Below are 18,491 nucleotides of genomic sequence, written 5' to 3' on the forward strand. Positions count from 1 at the left end.
AGAAGGTGGCTTTGTTGAATGTAAAGAAATTTTATCAAAACCATTTGCAGAAAAAACTGTTCAATAAAATTTTAGCTATATACTCTTCGATCATTATAATTACGTTAATTGCCTCATCCATTACCGTATATAAATACTATGAACAGACGATCACTCGCCAACATGTAGATGCCAATCGGGAGGTGCTGGATTATGTAAGTTTGTATATGAATCAGCAGTACGAAAGCATCCAAGTAGCCATCCAGCAAATTTATAGCGATGCCTCTGTCAGTGAGGATTTGTCTTACTTTTTGCAAAATGATTATGGGGATTATCTTAAATACCGTTTAGATCAATATGCAGACATAGGGAGCTCCGTTCCTCATACGTTCGATACTTATTTCAAAACCTATTTGAATCAGAAAAACGGGATTTATGACGTTATTTTATACAGTACAGAGAAAGAATTTTATTATTTATATAAAAATAATACCCGACAATTCTATTTGAGCGACATGGACGGTTCTAAGCAAAAGTTATCCTTACCGAAGAATGGCTGGGTCTCGCATGAAACCAAATTAGTGCTTAAGGAAATAAGAGAAGACAATAACAATTTGTATACAATGACTAGGGAAATTAAAGATCCGATTACACTGAAAACGATCGGGATGCTCATAGTAGATTTTGACGCAGAACTTATTTCAAAATGGCTTGGCACAAAAGTTGCAGAAAATAATGGTCAATTGTTGGTCTTAACCCCAAGCGGTGACGTTATATATGATTCATTGGGAAGGTATATGGGACAGCGATATCCACATCTCGATGCGCTTCATGCGGATGGCTGGACAACACTGGATGGGATCTCCAAGGTTAACTTAAATACAACGAATAGCTCAGGTCTTATTATGGCAGGGATCATTCAGAAGTCACAGGTCAACAACGAAATGAAAACGGTTCGAACTTGGATTATCGGGATTACCACAGCGCTTATTATTACTGCAATGTCTTTTACATACGGAATTATTTTACGTTTTTCTAAAAAAGTGAAGATCATTATCAAATCTATGAAGCGCTTACAGGAAGGTGATTTAAGCACACGTATTCACCTAAATCGAGAAGATGAATTGCAGCTAATTGCCAACAACTTTAACTATATGTGTGAAAGGTTAGAACTCTATATTAATAAAGTGTACATTTCGGAGCTTACGCAGAAAAATGCAGAGCTAGTTGCACTTCAATCGCAGATTAATCCACACTTTTTATATAACACACTTGAGGCGATTAGGATGCGGGCAATTACGCAAGGAGCGAAGGATGTAGGTCAGATGATTTACATTTTATCGACATTATTTCGAACGATGATTAAGAAAAGCATGGTCGTTACAATATCTGATGAGATTGAATACTGCAATTTGTATCTAGAGTTGTTTCAGATTAGACATAAAGATAGGCTCCAAATCATATCACAAATAAGTCCAGTTGCCATGAATTGTTCTATCGTTAAATTGCTCATCCAACCGGTCATTGAAAATTATATTGTTCACGGATTTAGACCTGACCGTTTTGGCAATCTCATCCGTATTGAAGTTACTGAATCTGGCGGGGGAATTCAAATTGCTATAAGTGATAACGGGAATGGAATTACTGCCAGCAAGCTGACAGAGCTACAGCACATGCTTCAAGTCAGTATGAGAATGGATGAACCTCCTTCTTCGGTAGGCCTATGTAATGTGAATGAACGAATTAAACTTTATTATGGGACTGAATATGGATTAACGATCGCTAGTGAAGTAAATAAAGGAACAATAGTCATCATGAATATACCAGTAGTAAGGGAGAGTACTAATAATGCACAATATACTTATCGTGGATGATGAACCTCTTATTCTTGAAGGATTACGTTCAGTGATTGAATGGGAAAAATATGGATTGAGAATCGCGGGACAAGCGTCTAATGGGGAAGAAGCTTTAGAATTTCTACGCAATCATAATGAAGGGATCGACATATTAATTACTGACATTACGATGCCAAAACTTACGGGACTTGAACTGATTCAGCAAATAAAGGTTTTTGATTCAAAAATGAGGTTTATAATCTTGAGCGGGTATGAGCAATTTGAGTATTTAAAAGCTGGAATGAGTCTAGGTATTGAAAATTATATTCTCAAACCCATTAATATACATGAGTTGGAATCAACCATTGAACAAATTGTTGAAGTGCTGAATCAAGAGGATGTTGAACAATTTCATGCTAAAGAGGATTGGCAAGTTCTACGTAACAATATTCTAAACCGCTGGGTAACTGGCAATATAGGCCGGCAGGAGCTACAGCACCGTTCAAAAGTCTTAAATATCTCACTGGACTGTTCATTTTTTACGGTGGCTGCGATTCGGCTTATCACCGAACAGGATGACGATGAGGGCCAGGATAAACTCCATAGGAATCAGCTTATGGATGAATGTTATCGTATCGCTGTGAAATCATTAGAGCAACTTGGAACCGTTATTGTATTTATAGATATGGAAGGTGATCTTGTTCTTATTATTGCTGAGCGGGCTGAAGCTGAGAACAAAGAAGAGCTTTATTGTGTACTGGAGCAAGTGCAATGTGAGATTATGCATGAGTTAGAAAAGTCTGTCTGGATAACGATAGGAAGTAAGGAGCATGCTTTTCAGGAAGTCCCAAATAGTTATAAAAAGGCGAAGAGTTTATATGTTGATCATCTTATGCTACCGGGTTACCCGATTATAGATGTGGAACAACTATCAAAGATGGTTCTGCATGAGGAGAAGCTCGAAATTGATTATGAGGAATTCACCAAATTATTATTATCTGGAGACCGGGAGGCTACGAACCAATTTATCGCAGAAACGTTCGAAAAGCTGTTTGGCTGTGGCATGATTACCCGCATTGATAATTACAACGTAGCGATTGAGTTAATGTTGATTGCTAAGAAAATGGAGAAAAACTCTAATTTTAGTGCCGTGTTTAATCCATTGCTGCGCATACATACTATTGAGCAATTGGTGCACCATGTGCAGGAAAGTGTGAAAGAAACACTGGACCAATTATCATTAGTAAATGATGAGCTCAGTCCGAATATGAGATATATGGTTGATCAAGTAAGCAAACACTATAGAGAAGAGCTATCCCTGAAAACGCTCAGTCAGCGTATGGAAATGCATCCTAATTATTTGGGCCAGCTATTTCAGAAGGAAATGGGCCGTAGTTTCTCTGATTATGTTAATCAATTTCGAATTGAAAAGGCAAGACAATTGCTGCTTCAAACTACGTTACTAACCAACGAAATTGCAGCTGAAGTAGGATATCCGGATCCAGCATATTTCTATCGCCAGTTTAAAAAATCAGTAGGTGTATCGCCTACAGAGCTTCGGAATATGTACAAAAAAGCAAAATCCTAAAATAAAGGAAATGTTCCTGAGTATCACGTTCAAGTACGGGCTTCATGGACGTTGATAACGAGAATGTTTCCTTTTTTTTGCTCAAATTTAAGGGGGAATAGACTTTTTAAATGTCCCTTCTGCTGTGGATCTTTAATTTTTACATCTGATTCTGGAGTTTTTCAACTTTATGAAACCGCTTTTATAGCGCAGAATTAAGGGTAGTTAAAGGGGCGAGGGAAAAAGATCGAAGGGATATATAGGGGTTGTTTGGGGATAGAGAGAAGGGGGATGTGGAATAATGCCTGCATTTTTCAAAAGTTTAATTAAGGATAAAGTACTCTGGTTTATGGTATTACCAGGGACATTATGGTTCCTGATCTTTTGCTACTTACCGATGTTTGGAACAGTAATTGCATTCAAGGATTTCAAGATTCATCGGGATGGATTCTTTGCAAGCGTTTTAAACAGTAAGTGGGTTGGCCTTGAAAATTTCAACTTTTTGTTCTCGACGGAGGACGCCTATATCATTACAAGAAATACGATTCTTTATAACTTGGCGTTGATCTCTCTCGGTTTAGTTCTTGCGGTGGGTATTGCGATCACCTTAAATGAACTTGTGAACAAACGGATGGCTAAAGTTTATCAAACGGCGATGTTTATGCCTTACTTCCTTTCTTGGGTCATTATTAGTTTCTTTACCTTCAGCTTTCTGAGTGTAGATAAAGGAATATTGAATCAAGTGGTTGTTTACTTCGGAGGCGATCCTATTTCCTGGTATGGGGATACTCGCTTTTGGCCATATATCCTAATTTTCATGGGGATTTGGAAATCAATTGGTTATTCAAGTGTTGTTTACTTAGCGGCTATAGCGGGTATCGACAAGTCCTACTATGAAGCAGCTATGATTGATGGGGCCAGCAAATGGCAGCAGATTAAGTTTATTACACTTCCTTTGCTTAAACCTTTAATGGTAACGCTAACGATTTTAGCGATTGGTGGTATTTTTAGATCGGACTTCGGTTTATTCTATCAAATCCCTCGGGATTCAGGTGTTCTATACTCCGTAACGAATGTTATCGATACTTATATTTATCGCAGCATGAGTACGACAGGTAATCTAGGGATGAGTACAGCAGCGGGTCTATATCAATCGATTGTTGGATTTATCATGGTGCTTGTAACGAATTCTATTGTGAAAAAGATCAGCAAAGAGAATGCGATATTCTAGAAAGGAGTTAGTGACGTTATGGCAGTATTCAAACGTAAGCCAAAAGAAATCGACAACAACGCCATTACTCCTTTATGGAATGTGGTACTCAATATTATAATTGGCATCTTCGCTTTTACTTGTGTGTTTCCGTTCTTGTTTGTCATAGCCATTTCTTTTACAGATGAGAAAGTACTTGCTCTAAATGGATTTAGCTTGTTACCCGAAAAATATAGTTTAGCAGCTTATCAGTTTGTTTTTAACACAGGTGATCAATTGCTTCGTTCCTTTGGAGTTACTTTGATGGTTACTGTACTAGGTACGCTCATTAGTTTATTTCTAATAACAACTTATGCGTATGTTCTCTCTCGAAGATCATTTCGCTATCGTAATTATTTCAGCTTCTTCGCCTTCTTCACGATGTTATTCTCAGGCGGAATGGTTCCCAACTATATCGTGGCTACGCAGTTTTTACATTTGTACAACACGATATGGGCTTTAATATTGCCCATAGCGATGAATGCATTCTTTATTCTAGTAATGCGGACCTTCTTCCAGACTAGCGTACCTGATGCACTCATTGAGGCTGCCAAAATTGATGGGTCTGGTGAGTTTCGGACCTTCCTGCAAATTGTACTTCCAATCTCTTTACCGGGGATTGCAACGATTGGATTGTTCTGTACGCTGGGCTATTGGAATGATTGGTTTAATGCCCTGCTGTATATAGATGATGCGAGTCTTGTTCCACTCCAAGCGATGCTGATGCGAATTCAGAATAATATGGAGTTTGTCATTCAGAACAGTATGCAGATGGGATCAAGCTTTGAGATTGCTGCAACCTTGCCAACAGAAACCGTTCGTATGGCGATGGTTGTACTGGCGACCTTACCTATAGCACTAGCGTATCCGTTCTTCCAAAAGTATTTTGTACAAGGCTTAACCGTGGGCTCTTTAAAGGAGTAACACTACTAAGATGTATTTATTCGAATCGCTAGGACAGGAATCGATATAAATAAAGCGTTCATTAATCTAAAGGGGGAAAATAGAAATGAAAATGAAAAAAGGCTTAACACTCGCTCTTGCAGGGACAATGCTTTTTTCTGGCCTTCTAGCTGGATGTGGTTCGAATAATAATACAAATGCTGCTAAAGAAACAAACAATTCAGCGGCAGCAGGGAATTCAGCAGGGAACACATCAGAATTAAAGCCATATGAGTTGAAGATGTATTTAATTGGTGGACCTCAAAAGGATTTGGATCTTGTCTTAAAAGAAGTTAATAAATATACCCAAGAAAAAATTAACGCGACGTTGAACATTACGATGTTCGATTGGGGCGATTACGATAAGAAGATGCAAGTCATCACCGCTTCTGGTGAGCCTTATGATATTGCCTTTACCTCTTCTTGGACAAATGATTTCCGCCGTAACGCAGCTAATGGTACTTTCCTGGGTCTGAATGATCTGTTAGATAAGTATGGTAAGGAAACGAAAGAAGTTTTGGACCCTCGTTTCTTAGAAGGAACTAAGATTAAAGGTGAGATCTATGGTGTTCCTGTAAATAAGGAGCTTGGACAGCAATGGGTATGGCGCTTCAATAAGAAATATGTTGATAAATACAACATGGACATTTCCAATATCCGTACATTGGATGATCTAGAGCCACTTCTTAAAACGATTAAAGAGAACGAGCCGGCTGATATTACACCGCTAGCTGTTCCTAAAGGCTTTAAACCATTTATGCCATTTGACTATGTACTAGGTGATGAGCTACCTATCGGGGTCTATATGGATTCCACAGATGGCAAGGTTGTTAATATTCTGGAGACACCTGAACTTGCAACATCGTTAGATACGATGCGTAGACTTTACACAGCAGGTTACTTACGCCCAGACGTTGCAACACTTGAAGGTATTGATAACATTAAGACCGGTAAATGGTTTGCCGATCGCGAAATTACACAGCCTTATGCAGAAAAAGGTTGGTCTCGTTCAGCAGGTTATGAAATTGTAACTTCGCCTATGCATGAGCCTTATGTATATACACAGTCCGCCGCAGGTTCGATGCACGCGATTTCCGTAACCTCAGGTGATCCTGAGCGCGCGATGATGTTCTTGAATCTTTTGAATACAGATAAGTACTTACGCAATTTGCTCAACTATGGTATTGAAGGAACACATTATAAGAAAATCTCTGACAATGTCATTGAAGATCTGCCAGCTATGCAAGATAGCTATGCAATGCCAGGCTTCACACTTGGGAACATGTTACTGACTTATCTGCATGCTGATGACCCTGCTGATAAATGGGATGCTTTCAAGAAGTTTAATGATTCTTCAAAAGAAGCCCCTACCTTCGGTTTTGCATTTGATCCTACACCTGTAAAAACAGAAGTAGCGGCTATCAACAACGTAACTAAAGAATTTATGCCAGCGCTATACACAGGTTCTGTTGATCCTAAAACATATCTGCCAAAAGCAGCGAAGAAATTTAAAGAAGCTGGACTTGATAAAGTCATTGCAGAAGTTCAAAAGCAACTTGATGAGTGGAACCAGACAAAGAAATAAGCTAATGAACGTAACACGCCTAAGATTAATCACTAAAGGTAACACAAATAGGATTAGTGGAGACGGGCAGCTATGCTGCCCGTCTCTCTATCTATCCCCATTTATTATGAAGGAGTGAGAATATGGAACAATTCCGACTTCCCACCATCTCTATGCCGAAGCTGCCGCTTCCTCAAGCGGTTCAAGAAGTATTGAACGAAGCAGAGGAGAAGTTAGCTCATCGGCCGAAGCTGTTGCAGCTTTTTAAGAACTGTTTTCCCAATACGCTTGAGACAACGACTAAGCTTATGGATGATGGGACAACGTTTGTAATTACAGGAGATATCCCAGCTTCTTGGTTGCGAGACTCTGTGGAGCAGGTTATGCACTACGTGCCCTTTGCTAAAAACGATCCCGATCTTCAGCGGATTATTGGCGGGTTAATTAAACGTCATATCGAGTATATTCATATCGATCCGTACGCCAATGCGTTTAATGAGACAGCGAATGATTGGCATTGGAGCACTAGCGATATTACGGAAATGTCCCCCTGGGTGTGGGAGCGTAAATTCGAGATCGATTCTCTTTGTTTTTCCATGCGTCTGGCTTATGCCTATTGGAAAGAAACCGGAAAGGCTGATATATTCGACGCCGGATTTAAGGCAGCAATGATCAAAATATTCAACCTGTTCAAAACTGAACAGCGCCATAGTGAATTATCTCCATACCGGTTTACGCGTAACAATGGGATTCCTGAAGATACACTGCGTAATAACGGTCTAGGTATGCCTGTTAATTACACGGGTATGGTCTGGTCGGGATTCCGCTCGAGTGATGATGCATGCGACTTTCATTACAACATCCCGGGGAATATGTTCGCTGTTGTTGCATTACGTCATATGCAGGAATTCGCTGAATGGGTATTCCGTGATCTTGAATTTCTGGAACAGCTTAAAGCATTAGAAGCTGAGATTGATCATGGAATTCAATTGTATGGTATTTATCGTCATCCGAAATTCGGTCCAATCTACGCCTACGAGACCGATGGTTATGGCAACTACTGCTTGATGGATGATGCGGGAACACCAGGACTCCTGTCGATTCCTTATCTCGGCTATGTTACCGCAGAGGATGAAATTTATCAGAATACGAGACGATTTGCTCTGAGCAAGGAGAATCCTTTTTATTTTGAAGGAACCGCAGCGAAGGGAATCGGCAGTCCGCATACTCCCAAAGACTACATCTGGCATATGGCATTATCGATGCAAGGTTTGACGGCTTCAACTAAGGAAGAAAAGCTGGAGATGCTTGCGATGTTAGAAGCTACGGATGCGGATACTGGCTTTATGCATGAGGGATTCCATGTTAATGATCCGAATACGTTCACTAGAAAATGGTTCGCCTGGTCCAATAGTCTGTTCTCCCAACTTGTCTATAAAATGATGAAGGAAGGACTACTATGAGCAGCCTGAGCAGACCTGTAATCATATTTTATGATTCTGATTTTCCAATTTCCAGTCCCATTCCTAGCGATGCGATTACATCCATGAGTGAGTTCGGATCTATTGTAAGTGAGAATCAGCTTGCACAAACGCTATGCGAAACGAAAGGCGGCTGTTTCATCAATCTGCATGCACCCTATTTCCCGAAAGCGGCCTGGATAGCCATTCTTGAATACCTGCAAAGAGGTGGCGGGTTGATTAGCATTGGAGGCGCACCCTTCAAACAACCTGTTCGTTGGGAAAATGGCCGATGGCATGTCGAAGCGGAGCAGACTTCCTATCATCAGGAGCTGTATATTCATGAGGCACTTCGTGTTGAATGCTCACGCAACCATTCATTGCTTGCCTTGGATGTCATTCCTCTGCTTAAGGGTCAAGAATCTCTTTTTCTAACGAGTGCGGACACATGGAACCTCGTGCCACATACGACAAAGACGAGTGATTTACCACATCAAATGGGCTCGGCAGGTCCGATGAGCACACGGATTTACCCGCTCTTAAAGGGAATTACGTCCGAGGGTCGAGAAACCGCTGCCCCAGTGGTTCTTTGGGAGAATACGAGCGGTTTGTATGCAGGTTCACGCTGGCTGTTCGTAAATACACCTGCAACAGCTTCTTTTTGGGAGCAAAAAGGTCCTTCCGCGATATCCAATTGGGCGCGTTTCTGCAGCAAGGGTGTTACGGAAATGTGGGTTAAGCCCAATTACGCGTCTTATGAATCAGGAGAACGTGCTTCCCTAACCCTTCAGATTCAGCAGCTTGAACGAGTGAGACCTTCTATGCGAAATGAAGATACATGGAATTTCACAATTCATGTAGAGCATGAATCAGATACCTCTTTGAAGTGGTCTCAGAGTTTGGAAATGAAGGCGAATGCAGAACTAAACATGGTGCGTCTGCCTATTCCTTTGGAGATAAGTAGGGGCCTCTACCAGATTGTCTGTGAAGCAGAAGCCAGTGATGGTGAGGTTCGCATTCTGCGCCAAGGGTTCTGGGGTCATGCTCCTGAGCTGCTGGCAGCAGGCCATCCGGTAACGAGCGGCAGAGATTATTTTATAAAAGATGGGCGTCCGCTACCAGTGGTCGGCATGACTTATATGGCGAGTGATGTGGCGCGAAAATTTCTTTTTCTGCCGAACGTCGGAGTTTGGGATCGTGATATGGGCCAGATGCGGAAGGCCGGGATTAACTGGATCCGTACAGGGATCTGGACAGCTTATCGCAATGTGATGCAAGACGATGGACATGTCTCGGAAGAAGTATTGCGGGCGATCGACGCCTTCATCATGACGGCGAAAAAGCATGATCTTCAGGTGACGTTCACGTTTTTCTCCTTCACACCGGAAACGTGGGGAGGGGTGAACCCTTATCTGGACCCACAAAGTGTGGAAGCTCAGAAGCGGTTCATTCGGTCTATTGTATCTCGTCATAAAGATTCTTCGAATGTAGACTGGGATCTTATTAATGAACCGTCGATGTTTGATCCGGACCGTATTTTCTCGGACGGCCCGAGTTCATGCCATGATCGCTTTGAGCGACAAGCTTTTAGGGAATGGCTACAAGAAAGACATGGTGTAATCGAAGTGCTGCAGGAACGCTGGAATATGACGCCCGCACAGCTTCCGGACTTTGCTTCTGCAGGGCTGCCTGAAGCAAAAGAGATGAACTTCGACGTACAAGATATGCACAGTGCTAAGAGGGGGACACGCTGGTTGGATTATTGTTTGTTCTCTATGGAAATGCATAACCGTTGGGTGAAGCAATTATACGATACCATTAAGGAGCAATGTCCAGCTCAGATGGTTACGGTTGGCCAGGATGAGGGACTAGGAGCGCAGCGTCCTTCGCCGTTTTTCTATGAGGAAGCGGTAGATTACACTACTGTGCACTCCTGGTGGTTTAACGACTATTTGATATGGGATGGCATTTTTGCCAAAACCCCCAATAAGCCAAACCTAATTCAGGAGACTGGCGTCATGTATGTAGAAACTCCAGATGGCCGAGCCAAACGTTCAGAACAAGAGCTGCGGAATTTGCTGGAACGCAAGTATGCTTACGCTTTTGGAACGGCAGGTGCGGGAGCTATTCACTGGATCTGGAATACGAATTTCTATATGGATAATGCGAATGAGTCCCATATCGGAGCGCTGAGAGCGGATGGAACCGAGAAGCCTGAGGCAGACGTATCTTATGATTTCGGGAAGTTTATAGAAGGTATCCGTGATATATTTGGTAATCGGAAATTGGAAGAGATTGCGGTGGTGTTCCCTTATTCGAATGATTTCTCTAATCGAAAGTTGGCTTTTGCGTCTACAGCAGAGCTTACCCGCATTCTGTCTTATGAGCTCAAGATGTCTTTTCGGGGGGCTTCTGAATACCACCTAGATGATTTGGAGAAGAACCCTGCGAAGCTGATTATACTGCCAAGCGCGCATAACTTCGCTGATGCAGCGATGGAACGGTTGTTACATATCGTTGAAGAGACAGGAGCGGTATTGCTTGCCACTGGACCGTTAGGCATTGATGCCTACTGGCGTTCTTCGGATCGGTTGAGTAATATTCTTGGCAAACGTGAATTGCGTAATGTGCGCCGCGAAGAAGTGCTTATGCTTCAAGGTCAAGTACTGCCTGTCTCTTTCGGCCACCGCCGGATAGCTGAGGTGACGAAGGAAACGATCATTCAAAAAAATGGTGGAAGTTCTACTATAGACACTGTCGTGAACCTTCCGCTGGGCAAGGGTCGACTCCTATGGAGTCCACTGCCAGTTGAATTGAGTGAGCGTAGGGATACTACGGCTGCACTTTACCGCTACGCGGTTAATGCTGCTTTTGTGGAACGTGATTTTGAATGGATTAGTGGTGGGGACTTAGCGGGTATCTACGGACGAAAACTGAGCTTTGCTACGGGTGCACTTTTTACCTTCGTGTCGGAATATGCCCAAGATGCAAAGATCGAGGTGAAGGATTCAGCCACTGGCCGAACTTATTCGTTCGTGTTGGAACAGGAACGTTCTGTTCTCTTTGCTACGGATAGTAAAGGAGATTTGCTTGGTGTTTATCGCCCGCAGGAAGTCGAGATTCATGTCAATTATCCACATCTTCTACATTAAGCATCTTGGTAGATAGAACGCATTGCATATAAGGAGGTCTTCACTTTGGAAAGTTCAAAACAATCTATTAGCCCTCAGACAGCCCATATCATTTCCCATACACACTGGGACCGGGAATGGTATCTTCCCTATGAGAAGCATCATGTACGCTTAGTGAAACTGGTTGATGAATTACTGAACCGGTTGGATGAGGATAACGAATTTAAGAGTTTCTATCTGGATGGACAGACGATTATTCTGGAAGATTATCTTCAGGTACGTCCAGAAAATCAAGAGCGGCTACAGAAATATATTACGGAAGGTCGCCTTCTAATAGGACCTTGGTATATTTTGCAGGATGCGTTCCTTACTAGTGGGGAGGCCAATGTTCGTAATATGCAGATTGGCCATCAGGATTCGAAGCGTTACGGGGAACCCTCCAAAATCGGTTATTTTCCGGACACCTTTGGTCTAGTCGGCCAGACTCCACAATTAATGCTGCAATCCGGCATCAATAATGCCTTTTTTGGAAGAGGTGTGAAGCCCACTGGATTCAATAATACGGTGTCGGATGGAGGTTACGAATCCTCATTCTCGGAGCTGATTTGGGAAGGCCCTGATGGATCAAAAGTGCTCGGCATTCTATTTGCCAATTGGTATTCTAACGGAAACGAAGTGCCTGTAAATGAAGCAGAAGCCAAAGTGTTCTGGGAGAAAAAGCTGGCAGATGCGCGGAAGTTTGCCTCTACAGGTGAGCTGCTGTTCATGAATGGTTGCGATCATCAGCCGGCTCAACTGGATTTGCCAGAGGCTATCGAAACTGCGAAGTGGTTGTATCCAGATATGGAGTTCATTCATTCGAACTTTCCTGATTACCTTAAGGCCCTAGAGGGTGTAATGGATCGTAGCAATCTGTCGACTGTAAAGGGCGAACTGCGGAGCCAGCATACCGATGGATGGGGTACGTTAGTGAATACCGCGTCTGCTCGTGTCTATTTGAAACAGATGAATCAGGAAGGGCAAATCTTGCTTGAAAAGTTGGCCGAGCCACTTGCTTCGTTCGCACATTTACTGGGCAAAGAGTACCCCCATCATCTGTTCACCTATGCATGGAAGACATTAATGCAGAATCATCCGCATGATAGTATTTGTGGATGCAGCGTGGATGAGGTACACCGTGAGATGGTCACCCGTTTTGACAAAAGCCGTCATGTGGCAGAGACCATTGTTGAGGATAGTAAACGAGTGATTGCAGAAGCTGTGGATACGTCCGGGTTTACCACATATGGTGAAGACGTGCTTCCATTAGTAGCGATGAATATGACGGGTTGGAGTCGCACGGGTACTGTGAGCGTAGAACTTGATGTGGCGCGTCTATATTTGCGAGAAGGATTCTCTCTGGAAGAAACGGCTAGCCGTATGACTGGAATTGACTTGCACGGTCGTGTGTTAGTAGACGATCAAGGGAATAACATTGCCTGCCAGCTGGAGGACTTGGGGCTTCAGTTTGGTTATGATTTGCCAGATGATAAGTTCCGTCAGCCGTATATGTGCCGCCGGGTAAGACTTACCTTTGAAGCCGTAGAAGTTCCTGCGCTAGGTCTTCGATCATATGCTTGGGTTCGCCGAGCAGATGCAAAACTGCCAATAGCCGCTGAATCTTTGCTATATGGAGATCGGGTGCTGGAAAATGACGTTATCAAGATAGTCATTAATGATGATGGTTCGTTTATGCTAAGTGACAAAACTAGTGGAGTGACCTATAACGATCTTGGCGTATATGAAAACACTGGGGATATCGGCAATGAATATATGTACAAACAGCCAGAGGCCGAACAAGCTTTGACGACTAAAGGACTGAAGGCTAACATTTGTGTACTGGAAAATACATCGTTTCGCGCCGCTATAGAAATTAACCATAACTGGGAGATTCCAGCCTCGGCAGATGATAAGCTGGATGAGGAGCAGCGTGCACTGGTTTACTATCCGGAGCGCAAAGCTCAGCGCAGTAGTGACACAGTCATTCTAAAACTTCGTACTGTAATCACCTTGGAGCGGGGCGGAAAGGGATTGCATATCGAAACGACAATAGATAACCAGGCCAAAGATCACCGGATTCGTATACTGTTTCCAACAGATTTGAACGCTGCCACGCATCGTGTAGATTCGATGTTCGAGGTTGCTGAGCGGAATATTGAACCAGCCACAGAATGGAAGAATCCGAGTAACACGCAACATCAGCAAGCCTTTGTTGATATTAGTGATGGGAAAGCGGGTCTAACCGTCGCTAATTTTGGATTAAATGAATATGAAGTGCTGCGAGATGGGCGTAACACTATTGCGATTACACTGCTACGTTCTGTTGGCGAACTTGGTGACTGGGGGCTATTCCCTACTCCAGAAGCGCAGTGTCTTGGAGAGCACGTTGTTCGTATGGAGCTAATCCCGCACACAGGTGAGGGTATAACTTCTGGTGCTTATGCTGAAGCTTACCAATTCCAGGTTCCGTGGATTGTATGCCCGACAGATGTACATGCAGGCGTGGTTGCGCCGGTGTATACTCCATTTGATTGGGAGAGTAGGGAACTCGCATTTTCTTCACTGAAAATGAACGAGCAGACTGGAGACATACTGCTGCGTTGGTACAACATGAGTCAGCAGAACACCAACCTGGCCTTCCATTCGATTATTCCGCAGCAGTATTTCTATAAAACGACGATTCTAGAAGAGGAGAGCCACCCAGTCACTAGTGATGAGAAAGGTAGCTTTGACTTACAGATCGGTCCATGCGAAATTGTAACGATTGGTATTAGAAAATAAATGAAAAAGGACGGTATCCAGAGAGTCGTATGACTTTTGGATATCGTCCTTTTTGTATAAATGCGTATCTTAGGAAGAAGATTTGCCGCGCGCAGTGGATCCAAGCTGATCAATCTGCTCTTCCAGAACTGCACTTGCTTGGCCTAAAAACTGCGAAATAAGGGCGAGCTCTTCATCCGTATAAGAAGCTGCGAGCTTAACCATGGCGGTATGGAGCGGTTGGTACGTATTAATGACATCATCTTTATTCTCATATAATGGCACAATAATCACTTTACGGCGGTCATTCGGGTCATTTTGTCTGCGGACATAGCCATTTTTTTCGAGCCGGTCTATTAATGCCGTAACACTGCCTGTGGTCAGACCGGTTAATTTAGACAGTTCTCCAGCAGTGATAGGACCTTTCTCCCGTAGAATATCTATAGATAAGAAATCATTATTGTATAACCCAAGTGAGGCGGCTACATTTTGTTGGTACAATACCGTTCGGTTTCCCAAACTGCGCATAAGCAAGGTGAATTGTTCCTGCTCTGGTGTAGGTTGTTCGTGGCTTGACAAAAGATAACGCTCCTTTTAAAATAATTATATCTTGATAGTCAAGATATTAGATTATAAAGTTATTCGAAAATTTTGTGATTTATCAAATACATTCTATCGAAATTAGAAATGTTTTGCAAAATAATTGCAATACAACAGCTTTGGGGAACCATATGGATAGAAGATATAATTACGAACCAGTAGGTTGAGTTGAGAGGGGAATAGATGTGAAAGAGACTATTGTTATTAAAGGGGCAAGAGAGAATAATCTGAAAAATGTCTCGCTCACGATTCCTAAGTATAAGCTAGTTGTCCTGACAGGACCTTCGGGATCAGGGAAATCGACGTTAGCTATGGATACACTTCAGCGGGAATGCCAAAGACAGTATTTGGATTCCATGGGCATGACGTCAGATACGATCAGCAAACCAAAGGTGGAGTCTATTATTGGACTGTCTCCGTCCATTAGTGTTGGACAACATGTCACCAATCGTAATCCCCGTTCGACAGTTGGGACAGTCACCGACATCTATACGTTTGTCCGGTTTATCTTTTCCAGATTAGGCGAGCGGGTTTGCCCTTCCTGTAGTGGCAGCATTCCACCTTCTTTTGAAGCGAGGGGATTGCTGATCGAGGAAGACGAGGAAATGCATGGTCAAACGATGGGTTGTCCGCATTGCGGAGCTGAGCTTGAGAAGCTGGGCATGTCCCACTTTTCTTTTAATAAGCCGGAGGGAGCTTGTGAAGCCTGCGGTGGTGTTGGATCTGTGGCAACTATAAATGAAGCGGCGGTGTTTAATCCAGAGCTTAGTATGCGTGAGGGTGGGGTGGCCTCGCTGAATGGTGTTCATCGTGATATACAGATGCGTATATTAGTGGCTGCTGGCAAGCATTTTGGCTTTGAGTTTGACCCGGATCAGCCCTTAAAAGATTACGGCGAAATTCAGCGCGACTTGTTATATTACGGAGTGGAAAGTGAGGCGTTTAAGCGCCATTTTCCCAATGTTAAGCCGATTCAAGGCACCAAATTTGAAGGCGTCATTCCTGGTTTGTGGCGGCGATACAAGGAGAAGGAAGGAGAAGCTGGTACACAGGAAAAAGACGGCGGATTTTTTCATGAGCAGCAATGCCCAGAATGCCTTGGCGCTCGCCTAAAAAAAGAAGTTCGTCTCGTTCGGGTAGCTGGCGCATCGATTACGGAGCTATCGGATTGGCCATTAAGCGATGTTTACGAGTGGACGAAAGGCTTGCAGGCGGCTTTGCCCGCCGAGGGACTTCATCTGCTTGAACCCATCCTTCACGATATGCCTACCCGACTAAAACGGATTATCGATGTTGGTCTTGGTTATCTTTCCATGAACCGTCAGACGGTCTCCCTCTCTGGTGGAGAGGCACAGCGGCTGCGCCTTGCCTCATTGCTGGGGTCAGGTCTGACTGGAGTGTTATACATTCTAGATGAACCGACGACCGGGCTTCATCCGCGGGATACTGTTGGCCTCATTCGTGTGCTTCAGGAGCTGCGCGATTTGGGTAATACGGTGCTCGTTATCGAGCATGATATTGAGATGATGCGCGCTGCCGATCATATTATTGATATGGGTCCGGGTGCTGGTCTGGACGGAGGGCAAGTTGTTGGCGAGGGCAGCATTGAGGATTTGATGGCAAGCGAGACTTCTGTTACGGGAGCCTATCTTAGAGAAGAGCGTAATAAGACTGCTGCATACGTTCGCCGGAAAGGTGACGGAAAACAAATCACCATCCGACAGGCACAGTACCGGAATATTGATATCCCGGAGGTTTCATTCCCTCTAGATTGTCTAGTTTCTGTAACTGGGGTTTCGGGTTCAGGCAAGTCGACACTAGTCTTTGATATTCTTGCGCAAGGCAGTGCGAAAGAACATGAGCAAATAGGCTGTGCGGAGATTGCGGGCTTAGATCAGGTTGGAAATATAGTGATCTTTGACCAATCGCCCATGGGTAGAATGTTGCGTTCTAATGTAGCGACATATACAGATGTATTCACACATCTGCGCCAGCTGTTTGCTGCATTGCCGGAGGCGAAAAAAAGAAAACTGACCTCCAAGCATTTTTCCTTTAACACACCGGGTGGACGCTGCGAAACCTGTCAGGGTCTTGGGGTGCTGACTGTAGACATGAATTTCTTACCCGATCTGGAGGTTAAATGCCACGCATGCAAGGGGAGAAGATTTACGGATGAGGTTCTCCAGGTGAAATATGATGGATATTCCATCTCGGATCTGCTGGACATGTCCGTACAGGAAAGCTTGCCGATTCTTAAGTCGGAAGCCAAAATGGCGGGGATTATCGAGACATTGTGTGAGGTGGGTCTCGGTTACCTTAAATGGGGACAATCTGTCAAAACCTTATCCGGTGGTGAAGGGCAACGGATTAGACTGGCTAAAGAGCTGAGCAAACCTTCCAAAAACCATACGCTCTATCTGCTTGACGAACCAACAACAGGCCTTCATCCGTCAGACATCAAGCAGCTCCATACCTTATTGAGCAAATTGGTTGATACGGGAAATACTGTCGTAGTTGTGGAGCACAGCTTAGAGCTGATTCGGGAGTCCGACTGGGTGATTGATATTGGCCCTGAAGGTGGCGTTGTGGGCGGTAAGCTTGTAGCTGAAGGTACACCGGAGCAGGTTGCTGAAGTGCGGGAATCCTACACAGGGATGTTCCTGAAACGGATTCTGGCTGAAGGGCTGTAACTTAATAAAAGAGGTGCCCAAAGCCATGAAAATGGCTAGGGTACCTCTCTTTTTTTGAACTTAAACCAAACCTCTGCTCTCAACTCTAAACTTCGTCTGAACGTCTGAACCAATCTCATTCGCGCGTACTTAGCACTTTCGGAATAAGAGATGATCATGAGTCAATGGTGTTTGATCCGCAGATGATTAGGATACGGTAGCATCAGACAGCGAAAGACAGCGAAAGACAGCGAAAGACAGCGAAAGACAGCGAAAGACAGCGAAAGACTATGCTTCGGCGGTATCGGACTCAGCAGACCAGCGAATGATCATTCTTCGGCGTGTCGGACTCAGGAGACCAACGTATGATCATGCTTCGGCGTATCGGACTCAGCAGACGTTATAAGCAGGAAAATCCGCCATTTGGAGTATTATCGGACCGCATAGCTCCTATTGGCGGGAAAATCACCGTATAAGAGCCAGTTTCTAAGGAATAGCTGCACTGGGGTCCGATAAGTTGGTGAAAAGGCGATAAATTAGTAAATAGCGTCATTGGAGTCCGAAAGCCTCAGCAGGAGATCATGGTATCAGTAGCAATAGCAGTAGTAGCAATAGACCCAGCGAATGATCATACTTCGGCGGTATCGGACCCAGCAGACCTTATAAGCAGGAAAATCCGCCATTTGGAGTATTATC

10 protein-coding genes are annotated in these 18,491 nt (G+C 43.7%); 9 read left to right on the forward strand and 1 reads right to left on the reverse strand.

The features are described from left to right. Nucleotides 1–14: 14 nt before the first annotated feature. From NSQ55_RS10845 to NSQ55_RS10880, 8 genes are all read left to right on the forward strand, one after another. Complete coding sequence (locus NSQ55_RS10845; protein ID WP_339173197.1) at nt 15–1,853, forward strand: sensor histidine kinase; 1,839 nt, start codon at nt 15–17, stop codon at nt 1,851–1,853. Beyond that, the gene (locus tag NSQ55_RS10850; protein WP_076195203.1) at nt 1,828–3,402 is read left to right on the forward strand and encodes a response regulator transcription factor; all 1,575 of its coding nucleotides are present in this window, start codon (nt 1,828–1,830) and stop codon (nt 3,400–3,402) included. The genes NSQ55_RS10845 and NSQ55_RS10850 overlap by 26 nt, the downstream gene beginning before the upstream one ends. 280 nt (nt 3,403–3,682) lie before the next feature. Beyond that, nucleotides 3,683–4,612 (forward strand): ABC transporter permease subunit, encoded by a 930-nt coding sequence (locus tag NSQ55_RS10855; protein WP_076129998.1) that lies wholly within the window; start codon nt 3,683–3,685, stop codon nt 4,610–4,612. An 18-nt stretch (nt 4,613–4,630) separates the two neighbouring features. Then, complete coding sequence (locus tag NSQ55_RS10860) at nt 4,631–5,554, forward strand: carbohydrate ABC transporter permease (protein WP_038569957.1); 924 nt, start codon at nt 4,631–4,633, stop codon at nt 5,552–5,554. Between the two features lie 85 nt (nt 5,555–5,639). Next, nucleotides 5,640–7,157, forward strand: a complete 1,518-nt coding sequence (locus tag NSQ55_RS10865; RefSeq protein WP_076129999.1) for an ABC transporter substrate-binding protein — start codon at nt 5,640–5,642, stop codon at nt 7,155–7,157. A 122-nt stretch (nt 7,158–7,279) separates the two neighbouring features. Beyond that, the gene (locus NSQ55_RS10870) at nt 7,280–8,599 is read left to right on the forward strand and encodes a glycoside hydrolase family 125 protein (RefSeq protein WP_339173202.1); all 1,320 of its coding nucleotides are present in this window, start codon (nt 7,280–7,282) and stop codon (nt 8,597–8,599) included. Then, nucleotides 8,596–11,748 (forward strand): beta-galactosidase, encoded by a 3,153-nt coding sequence (locus tag NSQ55_RS10875; RefSeq protein ID WP_339173205.1) that lies wholly within the window; start codon nt 8,596–8,598, stop codon nt 11,746–11,748. The genes NSQ55_RS10870 and NSQ55_RS10875 overlap by 4 nt, the downstream gene beginning before the upstream one ends. A gap of 45 nt (nt 11,749–11,793) precedes the next feature. Next, nucleotides 11,794–14,547, forward strand: a complete 2,754-nt coding sequence (locus NSQ55_RS10880) for an alpha-mannosidase (RefSeq protein WP_339173208.1) — start codon at nt 11,794–11,796, stop codon at nt 14,545–14,547. A 69-nt stretch (nt 14,548–14,616) separates the two neighbouring features. Here NSQ55_RS10880 and NSQ55_RS10885 read toward each other — a convergent pair whose 3' ends face one another. Further along, nucleotides 14,617–15,054, reverse strand: coding sequence for a MarR family transcriptional regulator (locus NSQ55_RS10885; protein ID WP_076130010.1), 438 nt, complete (start codon nt 15,052–15,054; stop codon nt 14,617–14,619). Nucleotides 15,055–15,311: 257 nt separating this feature from the next. Between NSQ55_RS10885 and uvrA the strand changes: the two genes are divergently transcribed. After that, nucleotides 15,312–17,816 (forward strand): excinuclease ABC subunit UvrA, encoded by a 2,505-nt coding sequence (gene uvrA, locus NSQ55_RS10890; RefSeq protein WP_339173211.1) that lies wholly within the window; start codon nt 15,312–15,314, stop codon nt 17,814–17,816. Nucleotides 17,817–18,491: the final 675 nt, after the last annotated feature.

Source organism: Paenibacillus sp. FSL H7-0943, from assembly GCF_037963265.1.
GTDB lineage: Bacteria > Bacillota > Bacilli > Paenibacillales > Paenibacillaceae > Paenibacillus_AQ > Paenibacillus_AQ odorifer.